Origin of the sequence: Arthrobacter sp. JUb119 (assembly GCF_024807995.1) — a bacterium.
Lineage (GTDB): Bacteria > Actinomycetota > Actinomycetes > Actinomycetales > Micrococcaceae > Glutamicibacter.
This window is the reverse complement of record NZ_JANUFE010000001.1, coordinates 256,587-280,684: the sequence shown is the minus strand read 5'-3', so window position 1 is coordinate 280,684 and position 24,098 is coordinate 256,587. Positions and strand designations below refer to the sequence as shown.

The window sequence follows — 24,098 nt, the reverse complement described above, 5'->3', positions numbered from 1 at the left end:
GCGGTCTAGGTTGCGTTGGCAAAGCGGTGGGGATCCACAGCCTGGTGCAAGGGGTGGGATTGGTGGCCGTGGGCGAGATCCGCAGTGAGCGTTGCGCCCAGCGGAGCCAGCAGCACGCCGTGCCGGGAGTACCCGGTGCAGAGCAGCAGCCCTGGATCAAGGCGTCCAAGCAGCGGCCGGTCATCTGGCGTGGCGGGACGTGCCCGGGCCGTTGCCTCGTTCAGCGTGCAGTCGCTGATGCCGGGGACCAGCTTTCTCGCGTTGTCCAGCAGCAGGTGCATCGCGCCAATGTTCACCGCTTGTTGCCGGTCTTCACGGACGCTGGCGCCAAGGACGAGGCTGCCGTCCCTTCTCGGCACCAGATACACCTGTTCCCGGTGCACGAGGCCGCGGATGGTGCGGGTGATGAGCGGCGGGCCTGCTGGTCCCTGGATCCGGAGGATGTCCCCGTAGACCGGGCGCAGCGGAAGTTCGTTCAAGCCATCGAGGGTGCCAAGACCGGTGGCCACGATGGTCTGCTCCGCTTCGAGGATTCGGCCCGATGCGGTCCGCACAGCGGTGGTCCGCTTCCCGTCGGTCACCAGTGCCTGCGCCCGTTCCTCGACCAGGTGCGGACGCAGATGCTCCAACAGGATCTTGACGATGGATCGAGGGTCGACCTGGTGGTCATCTTGGCACAGGACCGCGCCAGCAATATTGGCGGCCAAGGCTGGTTCGAGCTTGCGGGCTTGGCTGGGCAGCAGCTTTTGCGCTGACAGGCCGAGGGATATCTGCAGTTCGGCCAGCTCGTGCAGGGCTTCGCGGTCCGCAGGCTCTGCGGCGACAACGAGCGTGGAGTTCTGCAAGTAGTCCGGGCGTTGCCCGGTGGCCGATGCGATGCGCTCGATGAACTGCGGATAGGCGGCATTCGAGGCGGCAAGCAGCTGGTGCAACGGGCCATTGCCCCAGACCGTTTCAGCTGCCGGGGCCAGCATTCCTGCTGCCGCGTAGCTTGCACCTTGGCCGGGTGCCGGATCGATGAGGGTGACGGTGTGTGCGCGTGATTCCAGCTCGAACGCGACGGCCAGGCCGATTATCCCGGCGCCAACAATGTTGACATGCACAAGGGCACGCTTCCTTCCTACGGCGGCATGACCCGCATCAGGTGTAGCGGTCGGCTCGGTGCCCTCTCAGCCTGGTCGATTCAGGCTCCCGCGGATTACAGCGATTATAAGCATGATGCAGCTCATAAAGTCGAACTTCATTGAAAGCAGTTCCGTCATCTTCTGTGATGTACTTGCTGACATGGCATTCCATGACTTCCCTATCGTGCTTCCCCAAGGTTCTGCGCTATCCAGCACCATCATCTCGTTGGAGCAAGAACTCTTGGAATCCAGCCAACGCCATAGCCAGGAGCAATTGCAGCGGCGCTTGCATCCTCGGTTCGCCGAGGTGGGAGCCAGCGGGCGAGTCTATGATCGCGAGGCCATCATTGCCCAGCTGGCCCGGGAGCCGGCACGGGATGCCGGGGCGTTGAAAGTCGAAAGCCCGGTGGCTCTCCAGCTTTCAGACCAGCTGGTGCTGCTGCGCTGGAAGCTGCTCGCCGGTTCCCCCAGCGAACGCAGTTCACTGTGGATCCATGAGCAGGGCCGCTGGCAGCTGCTCTTCCACCAGGGCACGGCCGCCGCTCATCCGCAGCCATCTGCAGGACCGGAGGAAGCCGTGCATGCCGACGGTGAATTCGCGGTGCGCCGGCTGCGCCTTTCGGATGCCGAAGCGGTCTACGAGGCATTTTCCTCGAACCCCGACATGTTGCGCCAAGGCGACGCCGATTCCCCGCAAAAGGCTGAGTCGTATGTTCGCGCACTGCTGGAGGCCGGGGAACGCCAGCAGGCGTTGGCCGTCGCATATCGGGATCGGCTGGTGGGACTGGTGTGCGGTACGGTAGACCCGGCCAATCGGAACGCGTGGATTTGGTATTGGATGAACCAGAATTACCGGGGCCGGTCGCTGGCCACCCGCGCCGTGGCAACCTTGGTGGATTACCTGTTCGACGAGCTGGGACTGTACCGCTTGGAGCTGGGATTGCGGGCAAATAATCCCGGGTCGAAGCATGTGGCAGAAAGCAACGGCTTCCTGCACGAAGGTATCGAACGGGGCAAATTCCTGGTTGCCGGAGAACGCATCGATGTGCACACCTACGCACGGTTGCGTACCGATGGCGGCTCTGCGGTCATGCCCTTGCCGTGGGGCACGCAGCAGTAGCTTGGCGGGCATCAAAAAAGTCGCGGAATCCGGTCTTGGATTCCGCGACTTCTTATCTGTCCCTCAGGTTTTGTGATGCGTGGTTAGATGCCTGGGCTCGATGCCGGTGGCGTCGAGTCCGGGCCATTGGTGGTCTGTTGGGCCTCCATCTTTTTCAGCGTGCGGGCCGCAGCATCACGACCGCCGAGGCCAAAGGCCAGAGCCGCTGCCAATGCTGCGCCAATGACGATTGCGCCGAAGGCCATGTTGATGATCGAATCGGCGATACCCATGTACTTCAGGCCCATCGCCACGAACAGCGCAATTGCCGTGTAGCGGATGATCTTCGAAGCAGTAGTGTCACCCAAGAAGCGGCCAATGACGTTGGCGATGACGAAACCTGCGGCGATAATTGCTGCGCCGAAGAGGATCTTGCCGCCCAAGGCCAGGATCTCATTGAGGATATTGGTGATCGCTGGGAAGTTCAGCATCTGGGCCGCCATCACACCGAAGAACAGCACGATAGCAATCTTGACGATGCCAGCGATGATTCCCGAAGCGCTCTTGCCCTCGGGAACTACGCCCCACTGGGCAACAACAGTGTCGGTACCCACGCCGTGGAGGGTGGATTCAAGTAGCTGCCCGACGAACTTGGCAATCAGGATACCCACGGCCAAGAGCGCCAAGGCCATGATGACCTGCGGGATTGCGGTGAAGACCAGCTGCAGCATCTGCTGGGCAGGTACCGAAATTGCCGCGATGCCCAGAACCTGCAGGGCTGAAATTGCGACGACTAGCAGGATCAAGGCGAAGACGATGTTGGCAATGATGTCAACGATCTTCGCTTGGGATTCGCGAGACTGAACTTCATCTACTGGTTCGTTGCCTGGGGTGACCTTGCGGACCAGTCCGCTAAAATCGACAGTTCCCAAACCGGTCCTCAGCAGCTGGCGAACAATATTCGCGATGACGTAGCCAATGAAGAAGATGAAGCCCGCACCGATGAGGTTGGGGATGAAGGCCATGACGCCGCCGAGCATGCCCTGCACCGGCGATAGCACTTCGGATAGAGCGAAGACTTGCAGGATTGCCACGAGGCCGAAGAGCCAGACAATCAACCCCGCGACCTTGCCCAGGGATTGGCCTATTTGTTCTCCGTCATTGCCCTGCTTTTGCAGGAACTTCACCCTGTTCACCAGTTTGGCGGCAGCCCAACGAACTATGCGTGCAACTAGCCACGTAATGATGAGGATGATTAGCGCGATGCCAACCTTTTGTAGCATCGACGCCCAGTCGATATTGCCTAAAACGTTCTCAGACTGCATTGCTGCTCCTTCAACGTAGGGACAATCCGACCCTACGATGAAGGTTCTCCGCTGACTAGGGCAAAGACCCATGCTCCCAGCTTGAATCATTGGACTTTCACAGCTCGAATTGCGAAAAGCTGACTATATCCCGATGGATTCAACGAATTCCGAACAATAAGGCCCTACCGACAACCGATCCACGCAATATTAGAAAGTTCGCGGCTGCGTCCAAACCCGTGAATTGCCATGGAAGCTATTGCGGATTCAGCCATTGATCTTTATCAATCCGGGAATTACCGGAAGTCCCGCTACCTAGTTGATGACTTCGCTCCGCACGGAAGCACCCAGTTCAACGGTGCGGGAGACGGTGCAGTATTTGTCATGCGAAAGCTTGACGATGCGCTCCACCATGCTGGCTGCCTTGCGGCCTTCCTCGGTGTCGGGGAACTTCAAATCGAAACCAAGATGAATGTCCTCCATCCGGCTCGCCGAGTTCTCAGAGACCTTGTAGCCGCCCGCTTTGACTTCGAATTTCTCAGGCTCGCTTCTCCTGGTGGTCGCCACATCAACATCAATTGCGGAACACCCTGCGATGGCAGCAAGCAGCAACTCCACCGGGGTTAGCAACCCTTCGCCCTGGCCGAATTCTAGGCTGGCTCCCGATTCGAGGCTGGTGGCCTTGTACTTGCGTGCCTCGACGCGTTCGATGCTGACTTCACGGATCTCACGGCTATTTTCACTCATGAAACTATCGTGCCACGATCCAGGCTGAAGACTACACGTGGCGCAATACGACTCGTTGCGGCGACGATGCAGTTTCCCCGGGCACAGGCACGAATCCGCAGTCGCCAAAGAACGCAATGGCAGGCTGGCGCTGGCAATCGAGATGAACGCTGATCCCGGGAATGCTGGCGATGATTTCATCCAGCAGGATGCGGCCCACACCCTTCTGGCGATCAGTGTGCCTCACCCAGAGCAGTTCGATGCGTGTACTGCTCCATGCCGCAAAGCCAACAATGCGTCGACCATGCTGGGCAATCCTGACTGAGACCGATTGGCTATAGACAGCTTCCAGGGCGACGGCCACCGCATCAATATCAGCAGCCGAGAGGAAGTCTCCCCGGCGTTCCACCGAACTGCGCCAAATGTCGAGCAGGTCAGGCACTTCATCTACGCTCGACAGCTCGCGCAGCAGGAGAGTCTCTTCCATGCCATATTCCTTCATGCTCAAGCGAATCCGTACTTGCTGATTCGAAATGTAGCCGGGTGCCAGCGATTCCTCAAGTTTTCATGGATCGTTGCGGCACACCAGCATGCGGTTTTTCCCCGGCTTAAGCCGGCTCGTTCATGCGGCCCGTGCGGTGGGCCCAGTCCCGCAATTCGGCCGCGGCCTGCTCGGGCTGCTCAAGGTGCACGTTATGCCCTGCAGAATCAAGCACGCGGATCCTCATCGAGGGGTACCGGCGCGATAGCTGCTCGGGATCCCGGTATCCGGTGATGTGGTCTTGTTTCCCGCACAGGATGGTTACCGGAATATCCAGCTGGCGTTTACGCTCCACGGGCAGAGGATCCAGGAAGTAGCGCTTGGATAGCTTGGCCATAGAGCGCAAGTTCGCGCAGTCCAGCCCGGGCAGCACCCACTGCGCGAAGCTCTGCCACGCCTGCTGCGATTGCACCACGGCAATATCGGAGAATTGCTGTGCTTGGCGGGGATCTATCCGGGCCAACAGCCCGGGATCCTCTACGACTACCTGCGCTTCGGGCACAGTGCGCCGCGAGGCATCGGGAAAGACCACTGGGGCCAGGAGGAATAGTCCTTGGGTCTGGCCGGGAAACCTGTCGGCCATCTCCTGGCAGAGCAAGGCGCCAAGAGAGTTGCCCAGCAGTGCGAACGGCCCCTCTCCCGCGGTTTGCCTGATCAGTTCCTCCAACCAGTTTGCAAGTTCTGGCAGTCCCCCGGGGTTCCCTAGCGGTGGACAGGTTCCGAAGCCGGGCAAGTCGACGTAGTGCAAGTCGAAGATCTGCGCGTTGGCCAGCTCTGCTTCCAGCGGCTTGAGGATACGGTGGTCTACCCCGTTGCCATGCACCATGAACAACGGGATCCTGCTCTTTGGCGCTACTCGCATTTCACCGTGCTCTTCTCCTGTGCCTCGCGCTGGCTCGCAGCGTAGCTGATCATCCATTGGCCAGCTACGTAGGTGAGCATAATCCAGAATCCCATTCCGGGGACATCGATATCCGCAAATGAGCGCAGTGCGATCAAGGAATCAGAGAGGAAGAATATTGCGCCGCCGAAGCCTGCGATCGGACCCAGCCCGGTACTGAGGATGGCCATCATCATCAATGCCAAGCCATAGATGATCACCGGGGCGAGCAGCACTCCCGCACCGGGTGAGCAGAGGACCAGCAGCAGGGCAAATGCGGCAAGATAAGGAAGCGGCATCCACCAATGGCGCAGTATCGAAGATTTCCAGTATCTTGCCAGAGCGGCGATGTAGAAGAACTGCGCAACCAGGAATGCGCTAACCATGGCCAGGAATGCAGAATCGCCGTCCATGAACCGGGGCAAGGTGTCACCGACCCAGGAGAAGAAAAGGGCTATGAGCACCAGCCGGATCAGTGTGCCACGCGGCGAGGTGGTGAGGGCGAGAACCGTTCCTGCCAACAGCGGCATCAGCAGGATCTGCGTGGCGTCCGCCAGCAGCCCCGAAGGCCAGAACAGTTGTGCCAGCAAATGGGTGGCAGTTGCGAGCAGGAGCGCCAGAGCCGCGATCCCGCGGCGTGACTGCCCCGGGATCACCGCAACGGTGTGCTCATTGCCTAGGTGTGGTTGCACTTTCTTCCTTGGGTAGTGCCGATAATTGCGTTTAGCGGCCTCGGGGCGTTGCCGGATCCGTCACCGGTTGGAAGCCGACGGGGCCAGGACGCAGAATTCATTGCCCGAGCGGTCCTGGAATACCCGCCATGGCAGCGTACCCCACGGACGGTCCAGTTCCTTGCCGCCCAATGCGCAGATGATTCCCAACGCGTCCTCCATGCTCTCGGCCTGTTCGAGACGCAGGTCCAGATGGATCGCATTCTTCCCCGCAGTCTTGGGTGAAGCTTCCCGGACAAGGACCAGCCGCGGGCCCGCGCCTGATGGATGAGCCAGAACCACTGGAGACCGCGCAACGATGTCCCATCCCAGCAGCTGCTTCCAGAATTCTGCATCTCCGGCCGGGTCAACGCAGGCCAGTTGCAGGGCTTCAAGCACCAAGCCGCTTGCGTCCTGGTCGTGGGCACGGAGCAGAAATTCGTTGCCTGCGGCATCGAGCCTGGACTCCATGGCATCCCGGTGCCGATCGCCAAGGCGTTCGCTGAAATGGGTGCCGGATCCGAGGATCAGGTGCACGCGCTGTTGAGCACGGTCCGGGTTCCGGACAGCGGGGAAGCACAAATCCAGGTATCTCGGTCCCGCCAGCTGCAGTCGGGTTTCATAGCCGTCGGCGTTATCGGTCAGCATCTGGCACTTGAGCAGGACCTCCCAGAATTCCCCTTGCTGTTTCGGGCTTTCGGCATCGAAGACGATATTTTCCCAGTACATGCTTCCAGCTTACCGCTGAGGTGATTCCGGTCACTTCGCGCATTCGTTGAACCGGCCAATAATATCCACATATGGAAATTGATTATCGTTGACTTAGGCAATGGAAACAAGAATTCTTTTCGCAGGATTTCCATAAGAATTAGTTGCAATGCTAATTTCTAACACCATTATGACATGCTTGAATTTGAGCAAGTTGTTTATCTTAGTGCCATTAATTCCAATTCCAAGATTCTCCTGGCGGAAATTGGAGCATTTTCCGCCGGTATTATGTTGCCATGAGCAACACGGATTTTCCCCACCTGATGTCAGAAGGCCGGATCGGGCCTATGAGCACCGCCAACCGCATTGTCCTTCCCGCTATGGACATGAACGTTTCCGAAGGCGGTGAAATCGAGCAGTCGGAAATCGACCACTATGTCGCGCGTGCCGCCGGCGGAGCCGGACTTGTCATCACCGGCGCATGCGCTATCGCCTTCCCTTACGGAGCGGCCTCGATGAAAGAACCGGGACTGTCAGAGGACAAATACATCCCGGGCATCAAGGCACTGGCCGACGCCATCCACGCTGCAGGCTCCAAGCTGTGCATCCAGTCCACCCACCATGGCAAGGTAGCGCGCGTAGACACCGCCAACGGACGTCCAGTCATGGCGCCGAACAAGCCGGACTACAGCTACTCCATGAGCGCGCTGGCCGACTGCACCCCCGAGGAACTCGCGAAGATGGGTGCTGCCACCAAGGGCAAGCAAGCCAGCTACCACGAGATGGCCCAAGAGGACATCGACTGGCTGATCGCCGCATGGGCCGACGCGGCAGAACGCGTAGCCAAGGGCGGAGCAGACGCCATCGAGATCCACGCGGCGCACGGATACATCCTTGGCGTCTTCTTGAACCAGCGCGATAATCTGCGCACCGACCAGTACGGCGGCTCGCTGGAGAACCGTGCCCGCCTGGCCTGCCAGGTCATCGCCGCCGTCAAGGAACGTGTGGGAGATTCCTTGGCGATCCTGGTGCGCGTAGCCGGAGAGGAATACGGCCAGGAAGGCGCGTTGAGCCTTGCCGAATCCATCGAGGCGTCCAAGATGTTCGAAGCCGCAGGCGCTGACGGCATCCACGTGACCGGTTGGGGACGCAACCCCTTCGACAACTTCACCGACGGGCCGCTGCCGAACAAGGTCGGGGCCTACCTGGAGAATGCCGCAGAGATCAAGAAGCATGTTTCCATTCCGGTGATCGCCGTGGGCCGCATGCTCCCGGACATTTCCGAGAAGGCGATCGCCCAGAACAAGGTGGACTTCGCTGCCATGGGACGCCAGCTGCTGGCCGACCCGGAGCTTCCCAACAAGCTGCGCGACGGAAAGCTTGACCAGGTGCGCCCATGCATCAATTGCTACCTGTGCGTGGCGGAGAACTTCTTCGATGACACCCCGTTCTGCGCAGTGAACCCGGCACTGGGTAACGAGAAGCTGCTGCCGTTGAAGCCGGCAAGCGCCTCGAAGCATGTGGTTGTCGTTGGCGCGGGCCCTGCGGGCATGGAGAGCGCACGCGTGCTCACCGAGCGCGGGCACCGGGTGACCATCGTCGACAAGGCCGACCGCTTGGGCGGAACCATGTGGTTCTCCACCATGACCACCCCGGATAACGAGCGCCTGCTGCGCTGGTTGAAATCCGAGCTCAAGCGCCTGCGGGTTGCGGTGAAGCTCAATACCCCAGCCACCGCGGAAACCATCCGCGGGCTGAACCCCGACCACGTCATTGTCGCTACCGGCGCCGTGCGCCCGAAGCCGGACATGCCAGGCGGCGACCTGCCCAACGTGCAGACCGGCGACACCCTGCGCGCCATGATGCTGGGTACCGCTACAGCCGAGGAAGCCGGACTGGTGCTGAGCACCATGGGCAAGCTCGGACGACTCTCGGGCTTGACCAAGTCCCCGGAATTCGTCCGCCAGTTCACCAAGTTCTGGCTGCCGATGGGCAAGGACGTTGTAGTCATCGGCGGCTCGCTGGTGGGACTGGAACTGGCCGAGTTCCTGGCCGAGCGCGGCCGCAACGTCACTCTGGTCCATGAGAGCCAGCAGCTGGGCTTGCCGCTGGCCATGCCGCGCCGCTGGACCGCCGTCAAGGAGAATCTCGCGCATGGCGTCAAGATCCACCGCAATGTCTCGGTCACCCGCATCACCGAGAAGACCGTGGAATGGACCGAAGGCGAAGAGCAGTTCAGCGCCCCGGCCGACATGGTCATCTACGCCGATGGCACCACCAGTGCCGCGCCGGTAGCCGATCAGCTGCGCGGTGCCGGATTCAGCGTCGATGTCATCGGCGATGCCAGTGCGGTCAACTACATCCACGGTGCCGTGCATTCTGCGTGGAAGGCCACCGCCAACCTGTAGTCCGATGCAACTTGCACGCCCATAGGCAGCGGGCCAGCAGCATCCGGCGGATGCTGCTGGCCCGCTGCCTGCCGCGAACCCTTGTCCCATGGCAGGCCCAGTGCTTGAATGGGCCAATGAGCCTTAGAATGCTTACCCCCGCCGCGGCGCAGGTTGCCGACCTCGTCGATGAGCTCGCCAGCTGGCAACGCGATGGCCTGCCCCTGCAGCTGCATCCCGGGGATGTGGGCTGGTACGCAATTCGGGGTCTGGAAATCACTGCGCAAAGCCTGCGGGTCTGGGCGGATCGCGAATCGATTTATGCCATTGGCCTGCTCGATGGCCCGGATCACATGCGAATGGCCCTGCATCCGGACTACGTCGGCATCCAGCCGCTGGCCGAGCAGATCCACACCGACCTCCTCTCGCCGCAACAGCGGATCTTCCCTTCCTCATCCGCCAGCATCGAAGCCCGCGGCGCGACGGCCTTGGGCCAGGTCCTGCAGGCCAACGGGTGGGTTCCGGGCGAAGCATGGACTCCCTTGCGCCGTTCGCTGGACACTCCGGTGCATCTGCCGGAGCTTACCTTTCGGCGGGTCGATTCCGCCCAAGCCAGCCAATGGATGGAAGTCCACCTCAATGCCTTTCGCGGCGCCGATTTCTCAGCAGAAGACTTGGCGCGTGCGGTGCAGCGCTGGCATACCATGGCCAGTACTCCCATCTATGCCCAGGGGCAATGCCTGACCGCCTATGACAGCGACATGAACCCGCTGGCTGTCGCAGCGGTCTGGTCTGCTGGTCCCGGACGGCCAGGGCTGCTGGAGCCCATCGCGGTGCATCCGGCATCCCGCGGCCAGGGGTACGGCACGGCGATCAGCCTGGCGGCCGCTGCAGAACTGCGATCCATGGGAGCATCCAGCGCCTTGGTATGCACTGCCAGCGACAACACTGCCGCCGTTGCCACCTATCTCGCCGCCGAATTCATTGCCGATAACGAATCCTGCGACTGGCATCGCGGGAAGAACGAGGAATCATGAAAGTCTCCGAGCTCCTGTCAGACTTGGCCCAGCGGACAATTGACGCGGCACGCGCGCTACCGAAGCTGGGCAATGAACAGCTCAACGCGCACCCGGGCAACCACCCCAACTCCATTGCATGGCTTCTATGGCATTCAGGGCGCGAAGCAGATATCCAGCTCTCGGCGCTGAGCGGTCAGCCTGAACTCTGGGAGCAGTTCCGGGACCGCTTCAATTTGGGCGAGCTCGGCGATTCGATGGGCTTCGGGCACAGCGCCGAGCAGGCTCGCTCGATCATCGTCAACGACCAGCAGCTGCTCCTGGACTATTTGGAGGCGTGCTTTTCCGCGCTCGGCGGCTACGCCTCAAGACTGCGCGAGGACGAACTCGACGAAATCATTGATCGAAGCTGGGACCCGGCGGTTACCCGTGGGGTGCGCTTGGTATCGATCATTGACGACGCCTCGGTCCATGTCGGGCAGGCTGCCTATGCCGCTGGCGCCTTGGGCTAGGCTGCAGGCAGGCTTTTGGCCCTCTTGGCGATCCACCAGAAGATCACCAGCTGGAGCACCAGTACGATAGCCGAGATGCCGGCATCGCCCCATCCCATCGAATACCCAGCCTGCAAGGTCCCGATTCCACTGGCTACTGGGTAGAACAGCGGCCACAACACCGCGAGGTTGCGCATCATGGCAAAGGCAATCGCGAACAAGATCGCGAAAACACCGAATCCTGCTGCAGCTGCCACCGGAACCGAACCGAGGTGCTGAACCATGAAGCCGAGGCCAGTCAGCGCAATAGCTGGCAACCATCCGAAAGCGCGTTCCCACCGCAGATACAACCATCCAAAGACAAAGAACGGTTCCCACAAGACCAAGAAGTTCGCCGCCAGATGGCTTGCGATATCGGCGCCACTGGCGTTGGCCAAGGTGACCAGCTGGTAGGCGGACCCGGCACCCAGCACCAGGGAAATAGCGAGGGATGCCAGCAGGAGTTTTCTCGTGATCCCCACCCCTGCAAGAGTCTCTCGGCGCCGGTGCAGCACCGTCCAGAGAGGGACAAAGGTTCCGAAGACCAAAATGCCGAGCCAGAGAAAAAGGCTATCAATCGCGGTCCCCGCGTAGTAGCACAGGGAAAACGCCAGCAACGTGGCCAAGGCAATGAGCGTATCGGCTTCAGGTCGCCACGCGAATGCACTCCGACGGTGATCCATGGCTGTTTCAGATCGAGCAGAAAAAGCATTCATGTTGACGTGCCTCGGTGCCGTGGGTGGTTTAGCTGGCTCCGTCCGAGAATAGCAGTTCCTCAACCGTCCGATCATAAAAAGCATGAACAGATACGGAATTGAAACAAAATACTACTTGCAAATATTGCAACTAGTTGCAAAGATTGAGGCATGAGCCAAGATTCCAGTTCATCCACCCCGCTATCGCCCGGCAAGGCGCAGCAACTGCTGGGCTCGGTCCCCCACCGCCCCCGCCGCGAACTCAAGGCCGTCGATCACGCGATAGCGATCTTGGTTGTTGCCGCATCATTGGCGGCAGGACTACTGGCAATGTCCGGATACGGTTGGATCTCCATAGCGCCAGCAATTATTGCCTTTTTGTCAGCGAATCACTGGTTCGCTGCGCGGCAGCGCCGCATCAATGAACCGCGTTATCCCGGTGCCCGCACGATCCTGGCCATTTTTGCCACCTGGTTGCTCCTGCCTATTTGGCGAAGCATCGTCCATCATGAAACCGCACCTTGGCCTGAAGCGCTGCTGCTGGGAGGCTTCGCACCGATGCTGTGGCTTGGCTACTATCTCTTCCTGTTAATTCGGCGCTGAGCTCCATGAATTACCAAGAACTTGATCCCTTGCTTCTGGCGCCCAAAAGATTCGTTACGCTGGCGCATCTGAGCCAAGTAGAACAGGCGGATTTCGCTGGACTCCAAGCAGCCACGGGGCTGTCCACCGCCGACCTTTCAAAGATCCTCAAGGATCTGGAAAATCGTGAACTAATCCACCTGTCAAAGGAACGCAAAGACCGCTACGGCATCACCCTCGTGTGCCTGTCGGAGACTGGCCAGCGCACCTTCAAGAAACTGATGAAAACTCTCAACCGCATTGCGGGAGAATAGTGCAGGGCACCTGATGCCTTCACGCTTCAAGGAAAGAACTCATGAAACTCGTTATTATCGGTGGCAACAGCGGAACCGGCGCTGCGCTGGCTGAACTCGCTCGCCAGGCATCCCATGAAGTTACCGTCGTCTCGCGAAGCGGTTCCCGCACCGCGCATGGGCAAATAAATCAGCTCAACGGCGATGCCTCTGATCCTGAATTCGCGGTGCAGGCGATTGTCGGCGCCGACGCCGTAGCTATCACCGTGGGTGGCAGCAAGGGAAAGAAAAATGCCCGCACCAGCGTGACACGCAGTGTTGTCCACGCGATGCAGGCGAACGGTCCCCAGCGCCTGCTGATCCAGTCTTCCCTGGGCGCCGGAAACTCCGGTTCGCAACTTCCCGGCGTCATCGGTCTCATCTCCAAAATGCTATTGGCCCAGCCTTTGGCCGACCACACCGAGCAGGAAAAGCTAGTGGAAGATTCTGGCTTGGATTGGAGCATTGTGCGCCCCACCGGATTGGGCAGCAAGCCTGCCCTCGGCAAGTGGACCGCACTGCAAGTTGGTGAACCAGGCCGGCTGGGTGGAAGCATCACGCGTGATGATCTTGCCGCGTTCATGCTCGAAACACTTCAAAGCAACCAGAGCATCAGCAAGGCCTACGGCATCAGCAACTAATTCGGCTGCAGAAAGCCAGGGGCCCTTGACACCCGTTTGGTGCGGGCCAGTCCCGGCATTGCCGGAGCCTGCCGCCAAGGCGAAATGCCCTGGCGGCAGATTTTCCAACTATTCACAGAACACAAATGTCCTGTGAGGTGCCGGACTGTGCCCGGGTTGCCGTTCCTCGTTGCAACCAGCGTGCGGCCGTCGCCCGCCTGGCGCGCACTGCCTGATCCGGGGAAGGCCTAGAGCCAAGCTCCGAGCTGCTTGCCGGACATCTCCGCCAACCACATTTGCCACAGCGGTCCGAAGCTCACGCGACGAACCCCTAGCTCACGCAAGGCTGCGAGGTCACCGGCCGGGTGCGCGTTGACTGGGTGGGCCGTCACGTTCACCGGAATGCTGACTGCTTGCACGACCTGAGCAACCTGATCGGCATTGGCCAGGGCCACCGGATACACGCTACGCGCACCAGCCTGCTCCATCAGCTTGATGCGCTCGATTGCCTCGCCCAGCGGGTCTGCGAACTTATCGGCCAGCTTCACTGCATCGGTGCGTCCGTTGATCACGAATTCGATGCCTGCTGCATCTGCTGCTTGGCGGACGCCGTTAATGTAGTCCGCATGCTCATGGCGTTCACGGACACGGCCGCCTTCACTGTGGAGAACATCTTCGATATTCACGCCGACAGCGCCCGCTGCCGCAACGCGTTCGAAGAGTTCCTTCGGATCCAGGCCGTAGCCGGATTCAACGTCAGCGCTGACCGGCACATCGACACTGCTGGTGATTCGCTGAACCGCGGCCAGATAGTCTGCGAAGTCCATCTTCTCGCCATCTTCACTGCCCAAGGCATCGGCGACGGGGTGGCTTCCGACAGTCAGCGAGGCGAAGCCAGCGGATGCCGCGATGTTGGCGCTGAAGGCATCCCACACGGTTGGCATGACCAGCAGTTCACCTGAGGCGTGCTGCTTGGCGAGGTTCTGGGCGAGAGCTGAAATTTCAGTCAAGGATATCTCCTAGAGTCGTGACGGAATCCACCCAGTCTACGGCTCGGAGTCCACGATGGAAACAACTGGAAGATGAACTCCCAGGATTCGGCATGAGCGCTGGAACCAGGCATCATTTCAATCCTATTGCTACTTGCCAGGTAGCGGTTTAACCATGGTCAAGCAGGGCGTCCCAGCTCCCCAGAGGCTAGTTTCCTCCAGGGGAAGGAAGCCCTGCTTTTCATAGAATCGCCGAGTTTTCGCGTAGCCGGCATCCGGGTGCGAAGGACCCAGGGTCTTGACCTGCAAGAGCTGCACTCCGCCGGCGAGCGCCTCGGCTTCAATGGCTGCGCACAAAGCCGAACCGATTCCACCGCCGTGGTATCCACGGTCGACCACCATCAGATGGATCTCAACGGAGTGGTGGTAGTGCCGTTCTGCCAAGAGCACACCGAGCACTGCGCCTTGGGCATTGCGAACGGTCCAGGTTTCCTTGGTCCGCGCGGACTGGATGTACTCTGCGTTTGATTCAGGTTGGCCAAACCATTCAGGAACGGTGGCAAGCAACCGCGCAACGTCGTCTGGCACGGGATGGTCCCTGGTTGCTGCAAAGCTGGATTGTTCCACGATGGCTCCTGACCGGATAGTACTTGCGCTAGCTAGATGGGGTCATGATTTCCAGACGATTCCCGAACCCGTCGCGGGCATGGAACCGCAGATATCCTTCAAAGGTTTCGCGCTCTGCCCAAGACAGTTCATAGCCCATGGAATCGATACGGCCAGCGAGGGTTTCCCACTCCTCTACCGAGTCGCAGACCATTCCAGGATGCGCTTTCTTGGCTGGAATGAATGGATCGTCTATGCCCAGATGGATTTCCGCCACAACGGCATCTGCTTTGAAAGCGCGGAACCAGCAACCTCCCCTGCCGGCAAGGGAAGGCGGCTTGGGGACTTCGATTAGCCCCAGGGCTTCACCGTAGAACCGGCGGGCTTCAGCTTCCTGGCCGCGTGGCATCGGCAACTGAACGTGATGGAGTCTCATCTGGTCCCTCCTCGTCGCTGTTGCTGCCAATATACCTGCAAGGAGACTGCCCAGGGCTAGGTTCGGCCAATATTGAAGATCAGGGTTTCAGCCCGTGCGGCGTCGCTGTCTGGATCTTCAACCCGGCGTCCTTCCGGCTTGAATCCGGTCTTTTCAAGGACTCGGATGGAAGCTGCGTTTCTCGCATCGCAGGTTGCACTGATCCGTTCCAAACCAAGATCCTCGAATCCCCGACGGAGCAGGAGTCCAGCAGTTTCGGTGGCGTATCCGTTTCCCCAGTATTCTCGATTCAGGGTGTAGCCGATCTCCCCTGCCTTGGCTTTCCGGTCGGTGACCCACACCGAAGCCGAACCGATGAGAACATCACCGAGCATGACCGCCTGCAGGACCCTATGCGGTTGCTCGAGCAGTGCATCGGCGAGAAATTCCCGGGTGTCGGCCAGTTGGTTGGGTCCCCATGTCGAGTACTGGCACACCACTGGGTCAGCGGCAAAGGCATGGATTGCAGGCAAGTCCTGCGGTTGAAAATCAGCCAAGCGTATTCCGTGCCCAGCGGTACTCCTGCCGCGGGCTGCCTGAGCATCGCGCATTATTTCTCCTTTGCAGGGCAACGCCAGTCTATGTGTTGGGGCGGACCCTATCGGGCTGGCGGGGTTCAAGTCCAAGCATGTTGCGCAGCTGTTAAGCGGTGTTGAGATTCGTTGCGTTTTTTGGAATCGTGGCACCCACATGCCCTGAACTTGGTATGTCCTCAACCGGAAGGAGAGCCTCGTGCTCGCACTGACCGACCAAGCAGCATCGATCGTGACCGCGATCGTCACCAACCAGGCCGAGGAAGAAACCGCTGGTCTGCGCATCATGCAGGCAGACAGCACCCACCCGGAAGATGCCGCTTTCGGCCTGCAGATTGTCCCCGCTCCCGAAAGCACCGACGGCGTCGTGGCTTCCGAAGGCAGCCCAGTCTACGTGGATGAAGCGATTGCCGACGCTTTGGAGGGCAAAGTACTCGACGCGGCGGTGGATGAGCAGGGTGGCGTAAGCTTCCAGCTCCTTGAGCAGGGCTAATTCTGCACCCTGCCCTTTAGCTTTGGCTGCGGGGGTCGTCCTTCGGGACGGCCCCGCAGTTCGTTAACAATCTCCCTGCACCGGTACGCTGGACGGATCATATTTGCAGGCCAGATGCCCCGCACCCTTGTATATTGCGACGCAGTGCGTCATCGTTCAACTAAGGGAAAGGGGAAAGCAGTGGAAACGCGCGCGGTACGCAAGCATGAGTGGGCGACGATTCCGAACGCCATCACGATTATTCGCTTTCTCCTGGTGGTTCCCATCGTCGGCTATTTGCTGGCCGATACCGAACCGGCACTGACAGCGGTTCTGCTTCTCGCCTTCGGCCTGAGCGACTGGGTTGACGGGTTTATTGCCCGCAAGTTCAATCAGGTTTCGCATCTGGGCGTCCTGCTGGATCCCATAGCTGATCGTTTGGGCATCGTGGCTATCGCGATCGCCCTGGTGGCCAATGGGGCGATCCCCTTATGGGTTGGCCTGGCCATTTTCATCACCGACCTGATCCTGCTGTGCACCTATTTCTTCTTGCGCCTGGGCTCCCCGCCAGCTTCCACGTGGCTGGGAAAGATCCGCACCGCCATCATGATGCTGGGGCTGGCCTGCGTGGCGTGTGGCAGGATCCCCGATTTTTCGGTGCTGGCAACACCGGGCGTAGCCATTTTGACTGCCGGTACGGTGCTGCATTTATTTGTCGGGTTCGGCTATCTGCGCATCATGCGTGCTTCTGCCAAAGAGCAAGCTGCATCGGCCAGCTAGTCGCGGTTTTCCTGCTGCATTGCTCCGGCCAGGAGCGTCAGTTCGGGTATTCGCGGCTTCCACAAGGCTGCCCGGCAGGCAGTCAGTTCCCTGAGCTGCGTTGAGGCCAGCTCTTCAAGTGCCCGGATATAGTCGGGAACAATTTCGCGTGGCAGCCGCAACCCCATGGTCAGGTGCGGGGTCCACCGCGGTCCCCGCCCATCGGGATTCAGCGCGCTGATTTCCCGGGCTGCCATTTCCAAGGCATCCGTGGTTTCCAGCAGCCACGCAACCGTTTGCTTGCGCTTCGTGCCAAAGACAATAGTGCCCACCCGTTGGAAGCTCGCGGGGATGAGCGCAGGCAGTAATTCTGCCGCCCGCTGCGTCACGACCTCGCTCATGCTGGGCGAAAAGGTAATGGTGATATGCGGAGTCTGGTGTTGCGCGGGGAAGCCGCGCATCTCCAACTGGGCAAAGACCTCCTGTACTTGCTGCTCCTGCTCTGCTGGAAGGTGCAGCAAAATGTTGTCCGGGGACCTACTCATCAAGGTTCTCCTTCCTCATGCTGGTGATCGGGCGCGACCACGTGCGCGCCCATGACTGCTTGTCCCCCACCGCGTAGGTGCTGATTTCTCCGGTCGGCGCATAACCAAGGCTCTTCCAGAACGGTTCAACTTCAGCAGCATTGGCATCGACTATCGAAATCCGGCAGGCGGTGATCAACGGATGATCCTGGATCACATCGAGCACCGCTTCATGGATCTGCTTCCCCAGGCCCCGTCCGTGCCTGGCACCATCGACCATGAGCAATCCGATGTGGACCGTATCTGGTCTGGGCCAGCCGACGATCAGATCCGCGAATCCGGCCAGTTCTTCGCCTTCCCATAGGCCAAGATCAATTTTCTGCTCGGATTGCGCCTTCGGCGGCAGGGCGCTCAATGCCTGAATTGCGGCATCGGATGCAGGCCCGGCACCGGTGACACGTTGCGAATATCCCGGGTTGCTTTCCATCAGCCGTTGCAGGCAAGCTGAATGCTCGATGGAAAGCACGGTAACCGGCAACTTGGAAGGTTGCCTATCCATGAGCAGTCTCCCCGGCCACTTTCCTGATCGCTTCCGCTTCGAAGATCATCAGGGGTTGTTCTCCGTTGAAGCGGTTCTTCTGCCAGTCACCCCAAATTGCGCGAACTTTGAACCCTGCGGCAACTAGATCTGCACTGATCTGCTCGGCGCTGCGGAAAGCCAGGTCCAGCTTTTCGACCAGTACTTCCTGCGAGTGCTCAATCTTGGCATAGGATGTCAAGCGCACGAGTCCCGCACTGGTTTCTTCCGCATCGCTCCACTCGGTCAGCGGACCGAATTGCGTGTCCCGGGTTGCGGTTTCTTCGTCATTCCATTGCTCCCAGGCGCGAGTCGACGGGTTCCTGCTTTCAAAGGCCAGCACGGCCCCGGTCGCCGCGGCAGCGCGGAGTTGTTTCAGGGTTTGCGCCCACTGCGGATCCGGGATGTGCTGGGCTACGTTGCCGGTCATCACCATCAGGTCAAAGGGCCCGCCGTCGATTGCCGAAGCGTCGCCGTCAATCCATGTGACTCGCTCAGCGTTGGGCCGTTGTCTGGCGTAGTCCATCATTACCGGTGAGGGGTCAACTCCAACGACAGTTCTTTGCGCAATGGCAAGCGTAACCGTCAAAAGGCCGGTGCCGGAGCCGAGATCCAGAATCCGGTGCGCTTTGGTTTCAGCCGCTAAGGCACGGTAATAGTCATGATCCGGTCCGTCGGGATTATCCGTATCGTAGAGCGCAATGATTCGTGGATCGTAGTCAGCGAAGCTCACTTGGGCCTGTTCCGTTCTCAAAATTTCCGTCGAGGTGCAGTGTGCTCCATCAATTCTTGCATTGCCTAGGTGCAGCCCGCCCATTGGCAAGTACTTCCATCAGGCGTGTTCAATTCGCCGGACACCACGCCGAGTACTCGCGCCAACACCGAGGGCACCGCGCTCCTGCTTTGACCTTCCAGGACTCCAGCCTTGGCAAAGCGCGGAACCGAATTGGCTGCCTTCCATGCCCTGTCTCCACCTGGCAGCACCCGGAATCACGCCACGAGTTGACCGCGGCCTTGGGCACCGCAGGTCCAGCGGAGGCCGGATGAGTCCCGGCAATGGTTGCAGGCTTCCCGAAGCAAAAACGATCAGACGGTCTTGTGCCCGTGACTCGGCGACGTTTAGCAGGTCCGGGTTGGGGTCGCTGAACCTGGACTGGGCGCTATTCCGGTCGCAGGCAATTTCCCGGCTCGCTTCGCCCGCGCATCCGTTTTCCGTTCTGGAGCATACTCCCCAGCCAAGCCGCGCCTATCGGTAGCGAATTTGGAGCTAGTGGCATTTTCCCAAGCCAAGCGTGGCAATTGTGACCTAGACAACCGTTGATGAATTGGGCATTGTTGGTTCAGCAGACGTTTCCTGTCAAAAACTTCCTGGAGGAGCCCATGCCCGAGGCCTACATCATCGATGCGCTGCGTACACCTGTCGGACGCCGGGGAAAGTCTCTGGCGCATATGCATCCGCTGGACCTCGCCGCCGCGCCGCTGGCCGAACTGGTGAACCGCAACAACATTGATTCCGAGCAATACGATGAGGTCATCCTCGGTTGCATCGACCAGCTGGGACCCCAGGCAATGGACATCGCCCGCAACGCATGGTTGGCCGCCGGCCTTTCCGAACATGTCCCCGGGACAACGGTAGAACGCCAGTGCGGCTCCGGGCAGCAGGCGATCTCCTACGCGGCCCAAGCGGTCATGAGCGGAAGCAGCGACCTCGTGGTTGCCGGTGGCGTCCAGTCCATGTCGAGCATTCCCCTGTCCTATTCCAACTCCGCCGCCAAGGACTTCGGCTTCCCCGATCCCTACACCGGCTCCACGCTGTGGGCGTCCCGCTACGGCGAGCAGGAAATCTCGCAGTTCCGCGGCGCAGAGATGATGGCAGAACGCTGGAGCCTCACCCGCACCCAGCTAGAGGACTTCGCTGCGGCCTCCCATGAGCGGGCATTGAACGCCCAGGCGCAAGGATACTTCGACCGCGAGATCCTTGCTTTGGATTCCCTGGCTGCAGATGAGGGGCCACGCCCCGTGGACCGTGCCAAGATGCAGTCATTGGCACCGATTGCCGAAGGCGGCGCGCATACGGCAGCCACAGCATCGCAGATGTCTGACGGCGCCGCGATGCTGCTCATTGCTTCCGAGGCCGCGGTCAAACGCTATGGGCTGAAACCCCGCGCCCGCATCCACCACATCTCGGCCCGAGGCGATGACCCGGTCATGATGCTTTCGGCCCCGATCCGCGCCACCAAGCATGCCCTGGCACGCGCCGGGATGGGCATCGAAGACATGGACCGCATTGAAATCAATGAGGCCTTCGCCGCGGTAGTGCTTGCCTGGCAGCAGGAAACCGGCGCCGACATGTCCAAGGTCAACGCCAATGGCGGCGCCATCGCCCTGGGCCACCCCATCGGTGCCACCGGTGCACGGCTGATGACCTCCTTGCTCCATGAGCTGGAACGCAGCGATACCCGCTTCGGCCTGCAGACCATGTGCGAGGGCGGCGGCCAAGCCAACGTCACCATCATCGAACGCCTCTAGCTACCCGCACCCGCCGCAAAGGAAACTACCATGAGTGCATTGCGAGCCACCTCGGCGATGAATTCCGATGACCAGAACACCATTGGCGCGCTGCTGCGCCGCTCGGTGGCCCGCTGCCCCGCGGACAATGCTCTGGCCTTCGGGGAACGGAACTGGACCTACAGCCAGCTGGCCGACGGGGTGAATCGGGTGACTGCCCGGTTGCGGCAGGCAGGCCTGCCGGCCGGTTCGCGAGTTGCTGCCTATGCAGCGAACAGCGACGCCTATGCCATCTTGTTCCTCGCCTGCGCCAGTGCCGGGTTGGTCCACGTGCCGGTGAACTTCGCACTCAGGGGCGACGAGTTGCGCTACCTGCTGCACGATTCCGGGGCCGCACTGGTCATCGCCGATGAGTCCCGCCTCGAACTGGTCCAGGAACTGCGCGATGCCGGCGGCCTGCAGGCAGTCAAGGATGTTTGGCCGCTGCTGCCCGGAACCGGAAACAGCACCAGCGTGCTGGAAACGGCGATGGATGAAAGCGTGGAGGCCGCGCCGCCTGGAGCTGCGGTGGCCGGCACGGATCTGGCCCAGCTGCTCTATACCTCCGGAACCACCTCGGCACCCAAGGGCGCAATGATGACCCATTCGGCGCTGGTGGCCCAGTACGTCTCAGCCATTATCGCCCTGGATCTGGAGGGCACGGACCGGCCCCTGATCGCGATGCCGCTCTACCACTCGGCGGCCATGCACGTGTTCCTGCTTCCCTATCTGTCATTGGGTGCCAGCATCCGCTTGCTCGCCAAACCCGATATCGGCGAAATCCTGGAACGCGTCGAATCCGAACGCATCGGCTCGCTGTTCTTGGCGCCCACCGTCTGGGTGCCTCTGAGCAATCACCCGGATCTGGACACCCGCGACCTGGGCTCGCTGGCCAAGGCGCAGTACGGTGCCTCGATCATGCCGGTAACCGTGCTGGCCCGCTTGCGCGACCGCTATCCGCAGATCGGGTTCTACAACTGCTTTGGCCAGTCCGAGCTCGGCCCGTTGTGCACGGTGCTGCGCCCCGAGGAGCACGATGCACGCCCCGCGTCCTGCGGCCGCCCGGTGTTCTTCATCGAAGCGCGCGTGATGACCGCCGAGGGGAAGCTCGCCGATGCCGGTGAGCCCGGAGAGATCCAATACCGTTCTGCACAGGTCATGAGCGGCTACTGGAACAAGCCGGCGGAAACCGAGCAGGCATTTGCCGACGGCTGGTTCCGCTCCGGGGACCAAGTGGTCAAGGACCAGGGCGGCTACATCCAGGTGGTGGATCGCATCAAGGACGTCATCAATACCGGTGGGGTGCTGGTAGCCCCGCGCGAAGTGGAGGACTGCATCTACGAATTGCCCGAAATTGCGGAAGTCGCGGTGGTGGGCATCGATGATGAACGCTGGATCGAGGCGGTGACCGCGGTCATTGTGCTCAAGGCCGGCGCCACGCTCACCGCCGAAGAGGTGCGCGAGCACGTCAAGTCCAAGCTGGCGCACTACAAGGTTCCCAAGCGGGTGGACTTTGCCGCACAGCTGCCCCGCAACCAATCGGGCAAATTGCTCAAGCGCCAGCTGCGTGCCGAACGCAACAAGACTTCGGGCGGCACCCATTGACCCGGGACCCATGGGCACCCTACGACCTGGCCTCGGCTTTGGACATCGATTATCTATCCGCTTTCGATGCTGCCACCGACGAGGATCGCAAGCATTGGGCCCGCGCCCGGCACTACGGAGTAGAGATCCTGCCCAGCATCAACCAGCATTGGGAGAACGCGCATTATCCGCTGGATCTGGTTCGCCGCATGGGCGAACTCGATTTGTTCACCGACGGTCTTCGGATTCCAGGCCACGCCCACTTCTCCCCGCTGGCCGCGGGCCTAGTGGCCATGGAGCTTTCGCGCGCAGACGGTTCGATGGCCGCGGCCGCCGCGGTGCAGGGCGGCCTGGTGCTGCGCAGCCTGAAATTCTTCGGCAGCCCCGAACAGCAGGAGAAGTATCTGGAACCCGTGGCCTCCGGTGAGCTGCTCGGTGGTTTCGCCCTCAGCGAGCCGCATCATGGCTCGGACTCTGTTGGCCTGGATTCCAGTGCCCGGCGCGACGGGGATCACTGGATCATCAATGGCCATAAGAAATGGATCGGCAATGGAGCCGCCGGAGGCATCACCATTGTGTGGGCACGCGACGTCGCCGACTCCCGGGTCAAGGGGTTCATTCTCGACCAGCAGGCCCCTGGCTACGAGGCTTCCCCGGTGCGCGGCAAGGGCGTGCTTCGCGCGATCGAACAGGCAGAGATCCGGCTCACGGACGTTCGCGTTCCTGAATCCGCCAGGCTCACCGGGGCCGGCGCATTCAAGGATGTCTCGCGGGCACTGGTTGAAACCCGGGTGAATGTTGGCTGGTCGGCGCTAGGCCATGCCCAGTTCGTCTTCGAAGCGGCCCTGCAGTACGCCAAGCAGCGCACGCAGTTCGGCAAACCCCTGGGCGCGCACCAGATGGTGCAGGAACGGCTGGCGCAGATGCTCGCCGAAATCACCAATATGCAGTTGCAGTGCATGGCCGTGGCCGGTGCCCAGGCTGCCGGCCGGTTGAAAGACACGCAAGCTTCGCTGCTGAAGTACCACAACACCCGGGCTGCCCGCCGGGTGGCAGCCACCGCCAGCGACCTGCTCGGCGGCAATGGAATCTTGCTGGAAAATCACGTGATTCGCCATTTCGGCGATATCGAAGCCTTGCATACTTATGAGGGAACCGAGTCTGTGCAGGCATTGATCCTCGGCAGGGATCTGACCGGATTCAGTGCCTTCGGCTAGTTTCGCGGAGTACGATAACAACGAATTACCGAATCCACGGGGCCAACGCCCGAAGGGATGCCCATGCCATACCTTGTTGATTTCAAAGACGTATCCACCCAGGGTCTTGAGACTTCGCCTGTTGCTGACGCGCTGGCAGGCTTGCGCGCCAACGAAGCGCGCTATCTGAAGAACAAGTTCAACCACGACTTTGCCGTGGAGCAAGCAGACGACGCTAGGGAAGCCATAGCTTGGGTGCACACGATTCTGGCGCAGGAACGCGACTTGCACATCGCATCGAAGCCATTGCAGGCAGCTGTGTTCGAGGCGGATGGCGCCAAGCGCGCCTATGTCTTCTACGAGTCCGGCTTATCCATCAATGTTCTCTACGGCCTGGATCCCGGCGAGAAGCGCGCAGTGGGCTTCAAGCTTTCCGATGGCATGGCTGTGCCCAGCGAGCTGGAAGGGAAGTTCAAGTTCGCTCGCCAGAAGTCCAAGCTTGCAGGGACCATCCGCGGCTCGTACTTCGTGATCAAGAACGAATACTGACATTTCGCCCATTCCGCCGCTGCCCTCAGTCAC

General features: G+C 60.7%; 28 protein-coding genes and 1 riboswitch. Of the genes, 13 read left to right on the top strand and 15 right to left on the bottom strand.

The genetic code is table 11. The features are described 5' to 3' along the window. Positions 1-5: 5 nt before the first annotated feature. The gene (thiO, locus tag M2368_RS01415) at positions 6-1,103 is read right to left on the bottom strand and encodes a glycine oxidase ThiO (protein WP_498723939.1); all 1,098 of its coding nucleotides are present in this window, start codon (positions 1,101-1,103) and stop codon (positions 6-8) included. Next, a riboswitch (TPP riboswitch) is annotated at positions 1,101-1,205 on the bottom strand. It overlaps the preceding gene by 3 nt. Before the next feature lie 79 nt (positions 1,206-1,284). Here thiO and M2368_RS01410 point away from each other — a divergent pair. Further along, positions 1,285-2,244 carry a GNAT family N-acetyltransferase gene (locus M2368_RS01410; protein WP_498723938.1) on the top strand — a complete coding sequence of 320 codons (960 nt, stop codon included), beginning with the start codon at positions 1,285-1,287 and terminating at the stop codon, positions 2,242-2,244. An 83-nt stretch (positions 2,245-2,327) separates the two neighbouring features. On the opposite strand, the gene M2368_RS01405 is transcribed toward M2368_RS01410, so the two are convergent. The 6 genes from M2368_RS01405 to M2368_RS01380 all read right to left on the bottom strand — a co-directional run bounded on the left by M2368_RS01405 (position 2,328) and on the right by M2368_RS01380 (position 7,113). Further along, positions 2,328-3,548 (bottom strand): mechanosensitive ion channel, encoded by a 1,221-nt coding sequence (locus M2368_RS01405; protein ID WP_332594813.1) that lies wholly within the window; start codon positions 3,546-3,548, stop codon positions 2,328-2,330. Between the two features lie 294 nt (positions 3,549-3,842). Then, entirely contained in the window at positions 3,843-4,274 is a 432-nt protein-coding gene (locus tag M2368_RS01400) for an OsmC family protein (RefSeq protein WP_105661525.1), read from the bottom strand. Positions 4,275-4,305: 31 nt separating this feature from the next. Beyond that, positions 4,306-4,740 carry a GNAT family N-acetyltransferase gene (locus tag M2368_RS01395; RefSeq protein WP_181149015.1) on the bottom strand — a complete coding sequence of 145 codons (435 nt, stop codon included), beginning with the start codon at positions 4,738-4,740 and terminating at the stop codon, positions 4,306-4,308. Positions 4,741-4,861: 121 nt separating this feature from the next. Next, positions 4,862-5,656 (bottom strand): alpha/beta fold hydrolase, encoded by a 795-nt coding sequence (locus M2368_RS01390; RefSeq protein ID WP_181149016.1) that lies wholly within the window; start codon positions 5,654-5,656, stop codon positions 4,862-4,864. Further along, complete coding sequence (locus M2368_RS01385) at positions 5,647-6,366, bottom strand: lysoplasmalogenase (RefSeq protein ID WP_208294235.1); 720 nt, start codon at positions 6,364-6,366, stop codon at positions 5,647-5,649. Before M2368_RS01385 ends, M2368_RS01390 begins: the two co-directional genes overlap by 10 nt. Before the next feature lie 60 nt (positions 6,367-6,426). Next, positions 6,427-7,113: a VOC family protein gene (locus tag M2368_RS01380; protein WP_105661528.1), complete on the bottom strand. Its 687-nt coding sequence runs from the start codon at positions 7,111-7,113 to the stop codon at positions 6,427-6,429. 275 nt (positions 7,114-7,388) lie between these two features. On the opposite strand from M2368_RS01380, the gene M2368_RS01375 reads away from it, so the two are divergent. From M2368_RS01375 to M2368_RS01365, 3 genes are all read left to right on the top strand, one after another. After that, a complete protein-coding gene (locus M2368_RS01375) occupies positions 7,389-9,500 on the top strand; it encodes an oxidoreductase (RefSeq protein WP_332488599.1) in 2,112 nt (703 codons plus the stop codon). Positions 9,501-9,616: 116 nt separating this feature from the next. Then, positions 9,617-10,516, top strand: coding sequence for a GNAT family N-acetyltransferase (locus tag M2368_RS01370; protein WP_498723937.1), 900 nt, complete (start codon positions 9,617-9,619; stop codon positions 10,514-10,516). Next, positions 10,513-11,007 carry a DinB family protein gene (locus M2368_RS01365; RefSeq protein ID WP_332727124.1) on the top strand — a complete coding sequence of 165 codons (495 nt, stop codon included), beginning with the start codon at positions 10,513-10,515 and terminating at the stop codon, positions 11,005-11,007. Before M2368_RS01370 ends, M2368_RS01365 begins: the two co-directional genes overlap by 4 nt. Here the strand turns inward: M2368_RS01365 and M2368_RS01360 are convergent. Continuing rightward, a complete protein-coding gene (locus tag M2368_RS01360) occupies positions 11,004-11,708 on the bottom strand; it encodes a hypothetical protein (protein WP_105657555.1) in 705 nt (234 codons plus the stop codon). The genes M2368_RS01365 and M2368_RS01360 overlap by 4 nt on opposite strands. 183 nt (positions 11,709-11,891) lie before the next feature. On the opposite strand from M2368_RS01360, the gene M2368_RS01355 reads away from it, so the two are divergent. Genes M2368_RS01355 through M2368_RS01345 form a run of 3 tightly spaced genes read left to right on the top strand, consistent with a single transcriptional unit; the run spans position 11,892 to position 13,275 of the window. Continuing rightward, a complete protein-coding gene (locus M2368_RS01355; protein WP_498723936.1) occupies positions 11,892-12,323 on the top strand; it encodes a hypothetical protein in 432 nt (143 codons plus the stop codon). Then, entirely contained in the window at positions 12,284-12,616 is a 333-nt protein-coding gene (locus M2368_RS01350) for a transcriptional regulator (protein WP_498723935.1), read from the top strand. The genes M2368_RS01355 and M2368_RS01350 overlap by 40 nt, the downstream gene beginning before the upstream one ends. A 41-nt stretch (positions 12,617-12,657) precedes the next feature. After that, positions 12,658-13,275 (top strand): NAD(P)-dependent oxidoreductase, encoded by a 618-nt coding sequence (locus tag M2368_RS01345; RefSeq protein ID WP_498723934.1) that lies wholly within the window; start codon positions 12,658-12,660, stop codon positions 13,273-13,275. A 227-nt stretch (positions 13,276-13,502) separates the two neighbouring features. On the opposite strand, the gene M2368_RS01340 is transcribed toward M2368_RS01345, so the two are convergent. The 4 genes from M2368_RS01340 to M2368_RS01325 all read right to left on the bottom strand — a co-directional run bounded on the left by M2368_RS01340 (position 13,503) and on the right by M2368_RS01325 (position 15,821). Continuing rightward, entirely contained in the window at positions 13,503-14,264 is a 762-nt protein-coding gene (locus M2368_RS01340) for an isocitrate lyase/PEP mutase family protein (RefSeq protein WP_332595390.1), read from the bottom strand. A 129-nt stretch (positions 14,265-14,393) separates the two neighbouring features. Beyond that, positions 14,394-14,831 carry a GNAT family N-acetyltransferase gene (locus M2368_RS01335; RefSeq protein WP_332489190.1) on the bottom strand — a complete coding sequence of 146 codons (438 nt, stop codon included), beginning with the start codon at positions 14,829-14,831 and terminating at the stop codon, positions 14,394-14,396. Between the two features lie 67 nt (positions 14,832-14,898). After that, the gene (locus tag M2368_RS01330; RefSeq protein WP_332498454.1) at positions 14,899-15,285 is read right to left on the bottom strand and encodes a VOC family protein; all 387 of its coding nucleotides are present in this window, start codon (positions 15,283-15,285) and stop codon (positions 14,899-14,901) included. Positions 15,286-15,341: 56 nt separating this feature from the next. Continuing rightward, the gene (locus M2368_RS01325; RefSeq protein ID WP_332489188.1) at positions 15,342-15,821 is read right to left on the bottom strand and encodes a GNAT family N-acetyltransferase; all 480 of its coding nucleotides are present in this window, start codon (positions 15,819-15,821) and stop codon (positions 15,342-15,344) included. Between the two features lie 235 nt (positions 15,822-16,056). Here M2368_RS01325 and M2368_RS01320 point away from each other — a divergent pair, with 235 nt between their 5' ends. Continuing rightward, complete coding sequence (locus M2368_RS01320) at positions 16,057-16,350, top strand: Fe-S cluster assembly protein HesB (protein ID WP_105657563.1); 294 nt, start codon at positions 16,057-16,059, stop codon at positions 16,348-16,350. Positions 16,351-16,530: 180 nt separating this feature from the next. After that, positions 16,531-17,109 carry a CDP-alcohol phosphatidyltransferase family protein gene (locus M2368_RS01315; RefSeq protein WP_166650721.1) on the top strand — a complete coding sequence of 193 codons (579 nt, stop codon included), beginning with the start codon at positions 16,531-16,533 and terminating at the stop codon, positions 17,107-17,109. On the opposite strand, the gene M2368_RS01310 is transcribed toward M2368_RS01315, so the two are convergent. Genes M2368_RS01310 through M2368_RS01300 form a run of 3 tightly spaced genes read right to left on the bottom strand, consistent with a single transcriptional unit; the run spans position 17,106 to position 19,006 of the window. After that, positions 17,106-17,633 carry a 2'-5' RNA ligase family protein gene (locus tag M2368_RS01310; RefSeq protein WP_133833671.1) on the bottom strand — a complete coding sequence of 176 codons (528 nt, stop codon included), beginning with the start codon at positions 17,631-17,633 and terminating at the stop codon, positions 17,106-17,108. The two genes, M2368_RS01315 and M2368_RS01310, sit on opposite strands and share 4 nt — an antisense overlap. Next, a complete protein-coding gene (locus M2368_RS01305; protein WP_133833670.1) occupies positions 17,626-18,171 on the bottom strand; it encodes a GNAT family N-acetyltransferase in 546 nt (181 codons plus the stop codon). Before M2368_RS01305 ends, M2368_RS01310 begins: the two co-directional genes overlap by 8 nt. Continuing rightward, the gene (locus M2368_RS01300) at positions 18,164-19,006 is read right to left on the bottom strand and encodes a class I SAM-dependent methyltransferase (protein WP_133833669.1); all 843 of its coding nucleotides are present in this window, start codon (positions 19,004-19,006) and stop codon (positions 18,164-18,166) included. Before M2368_RS01300 ends, M2368_RS01305 begins: the two co-directional genes overlap by 8 nt. Positions 19,007-19,569: 563 nt before the next feature. Here M2368_RS01300 and M2368_RS01295 point away from each other — a divergent pair. The 4 genes from M2368_RS01295 (at position 19,570) to M2368_RS01280 (ending at position 24,065) form a co-directional block, all read left to right on the top strand. After that, complete coding sequence (locus tag M2368_RS01295; RefSeq protein ID WP_498723933.1) at positions 19,570-20,718, top strand: acetyl-CoA C-acetyltransferase; 1,149 nt, start codon at positions 19,570-19,572, stop codon at positions 20,716-20,718. 30 nt (positions 20,719-20,748) lie between these two features. Continuing rightward, the gene (locus tag M2368_RS01290; protein ID WP_332498456.1) at positions 20,749-22,341 is read left to right on the top strand and encodes a fatty acyl-CoA synthetase; all 1,593 of its coding nucleotides are present in this window, start codon (positions 20,749-20,751) and stop codon (positions 22,339-22,341) included. Next, positions 22,338-23,537 carry an acyl-CoA dehydrogenase family protein gene (locus M2368_RS01285; protein WP_498723932.1) on the top strand — a complete coding sequence of 400 codons (1,200 nt, stop codon included), beginning with the start codon at positions 22,338-22,340 and terminating at the stop codon, positions 23,535-23,537. Before M2368_RS01290 ends, M2368_RS01285 begins: the two co-directional genes overlap by 4 nt. A 63-nt stretch (positions 23,538-23,600) precedes the next feature. Continuing rightward, complete coding sequence (locus M2368_RS01280) at positions 23,601-24,065, top strand: DUF8821 family protein (RefSeq protein ID WP_133833666.1); 465 nt, start codon at positions 23,601-23,603, stop codon at positions 24,063-24,065. The last annotated feature ends 33 nt before the right edge of the window (positions 24,066-24,098 follow it).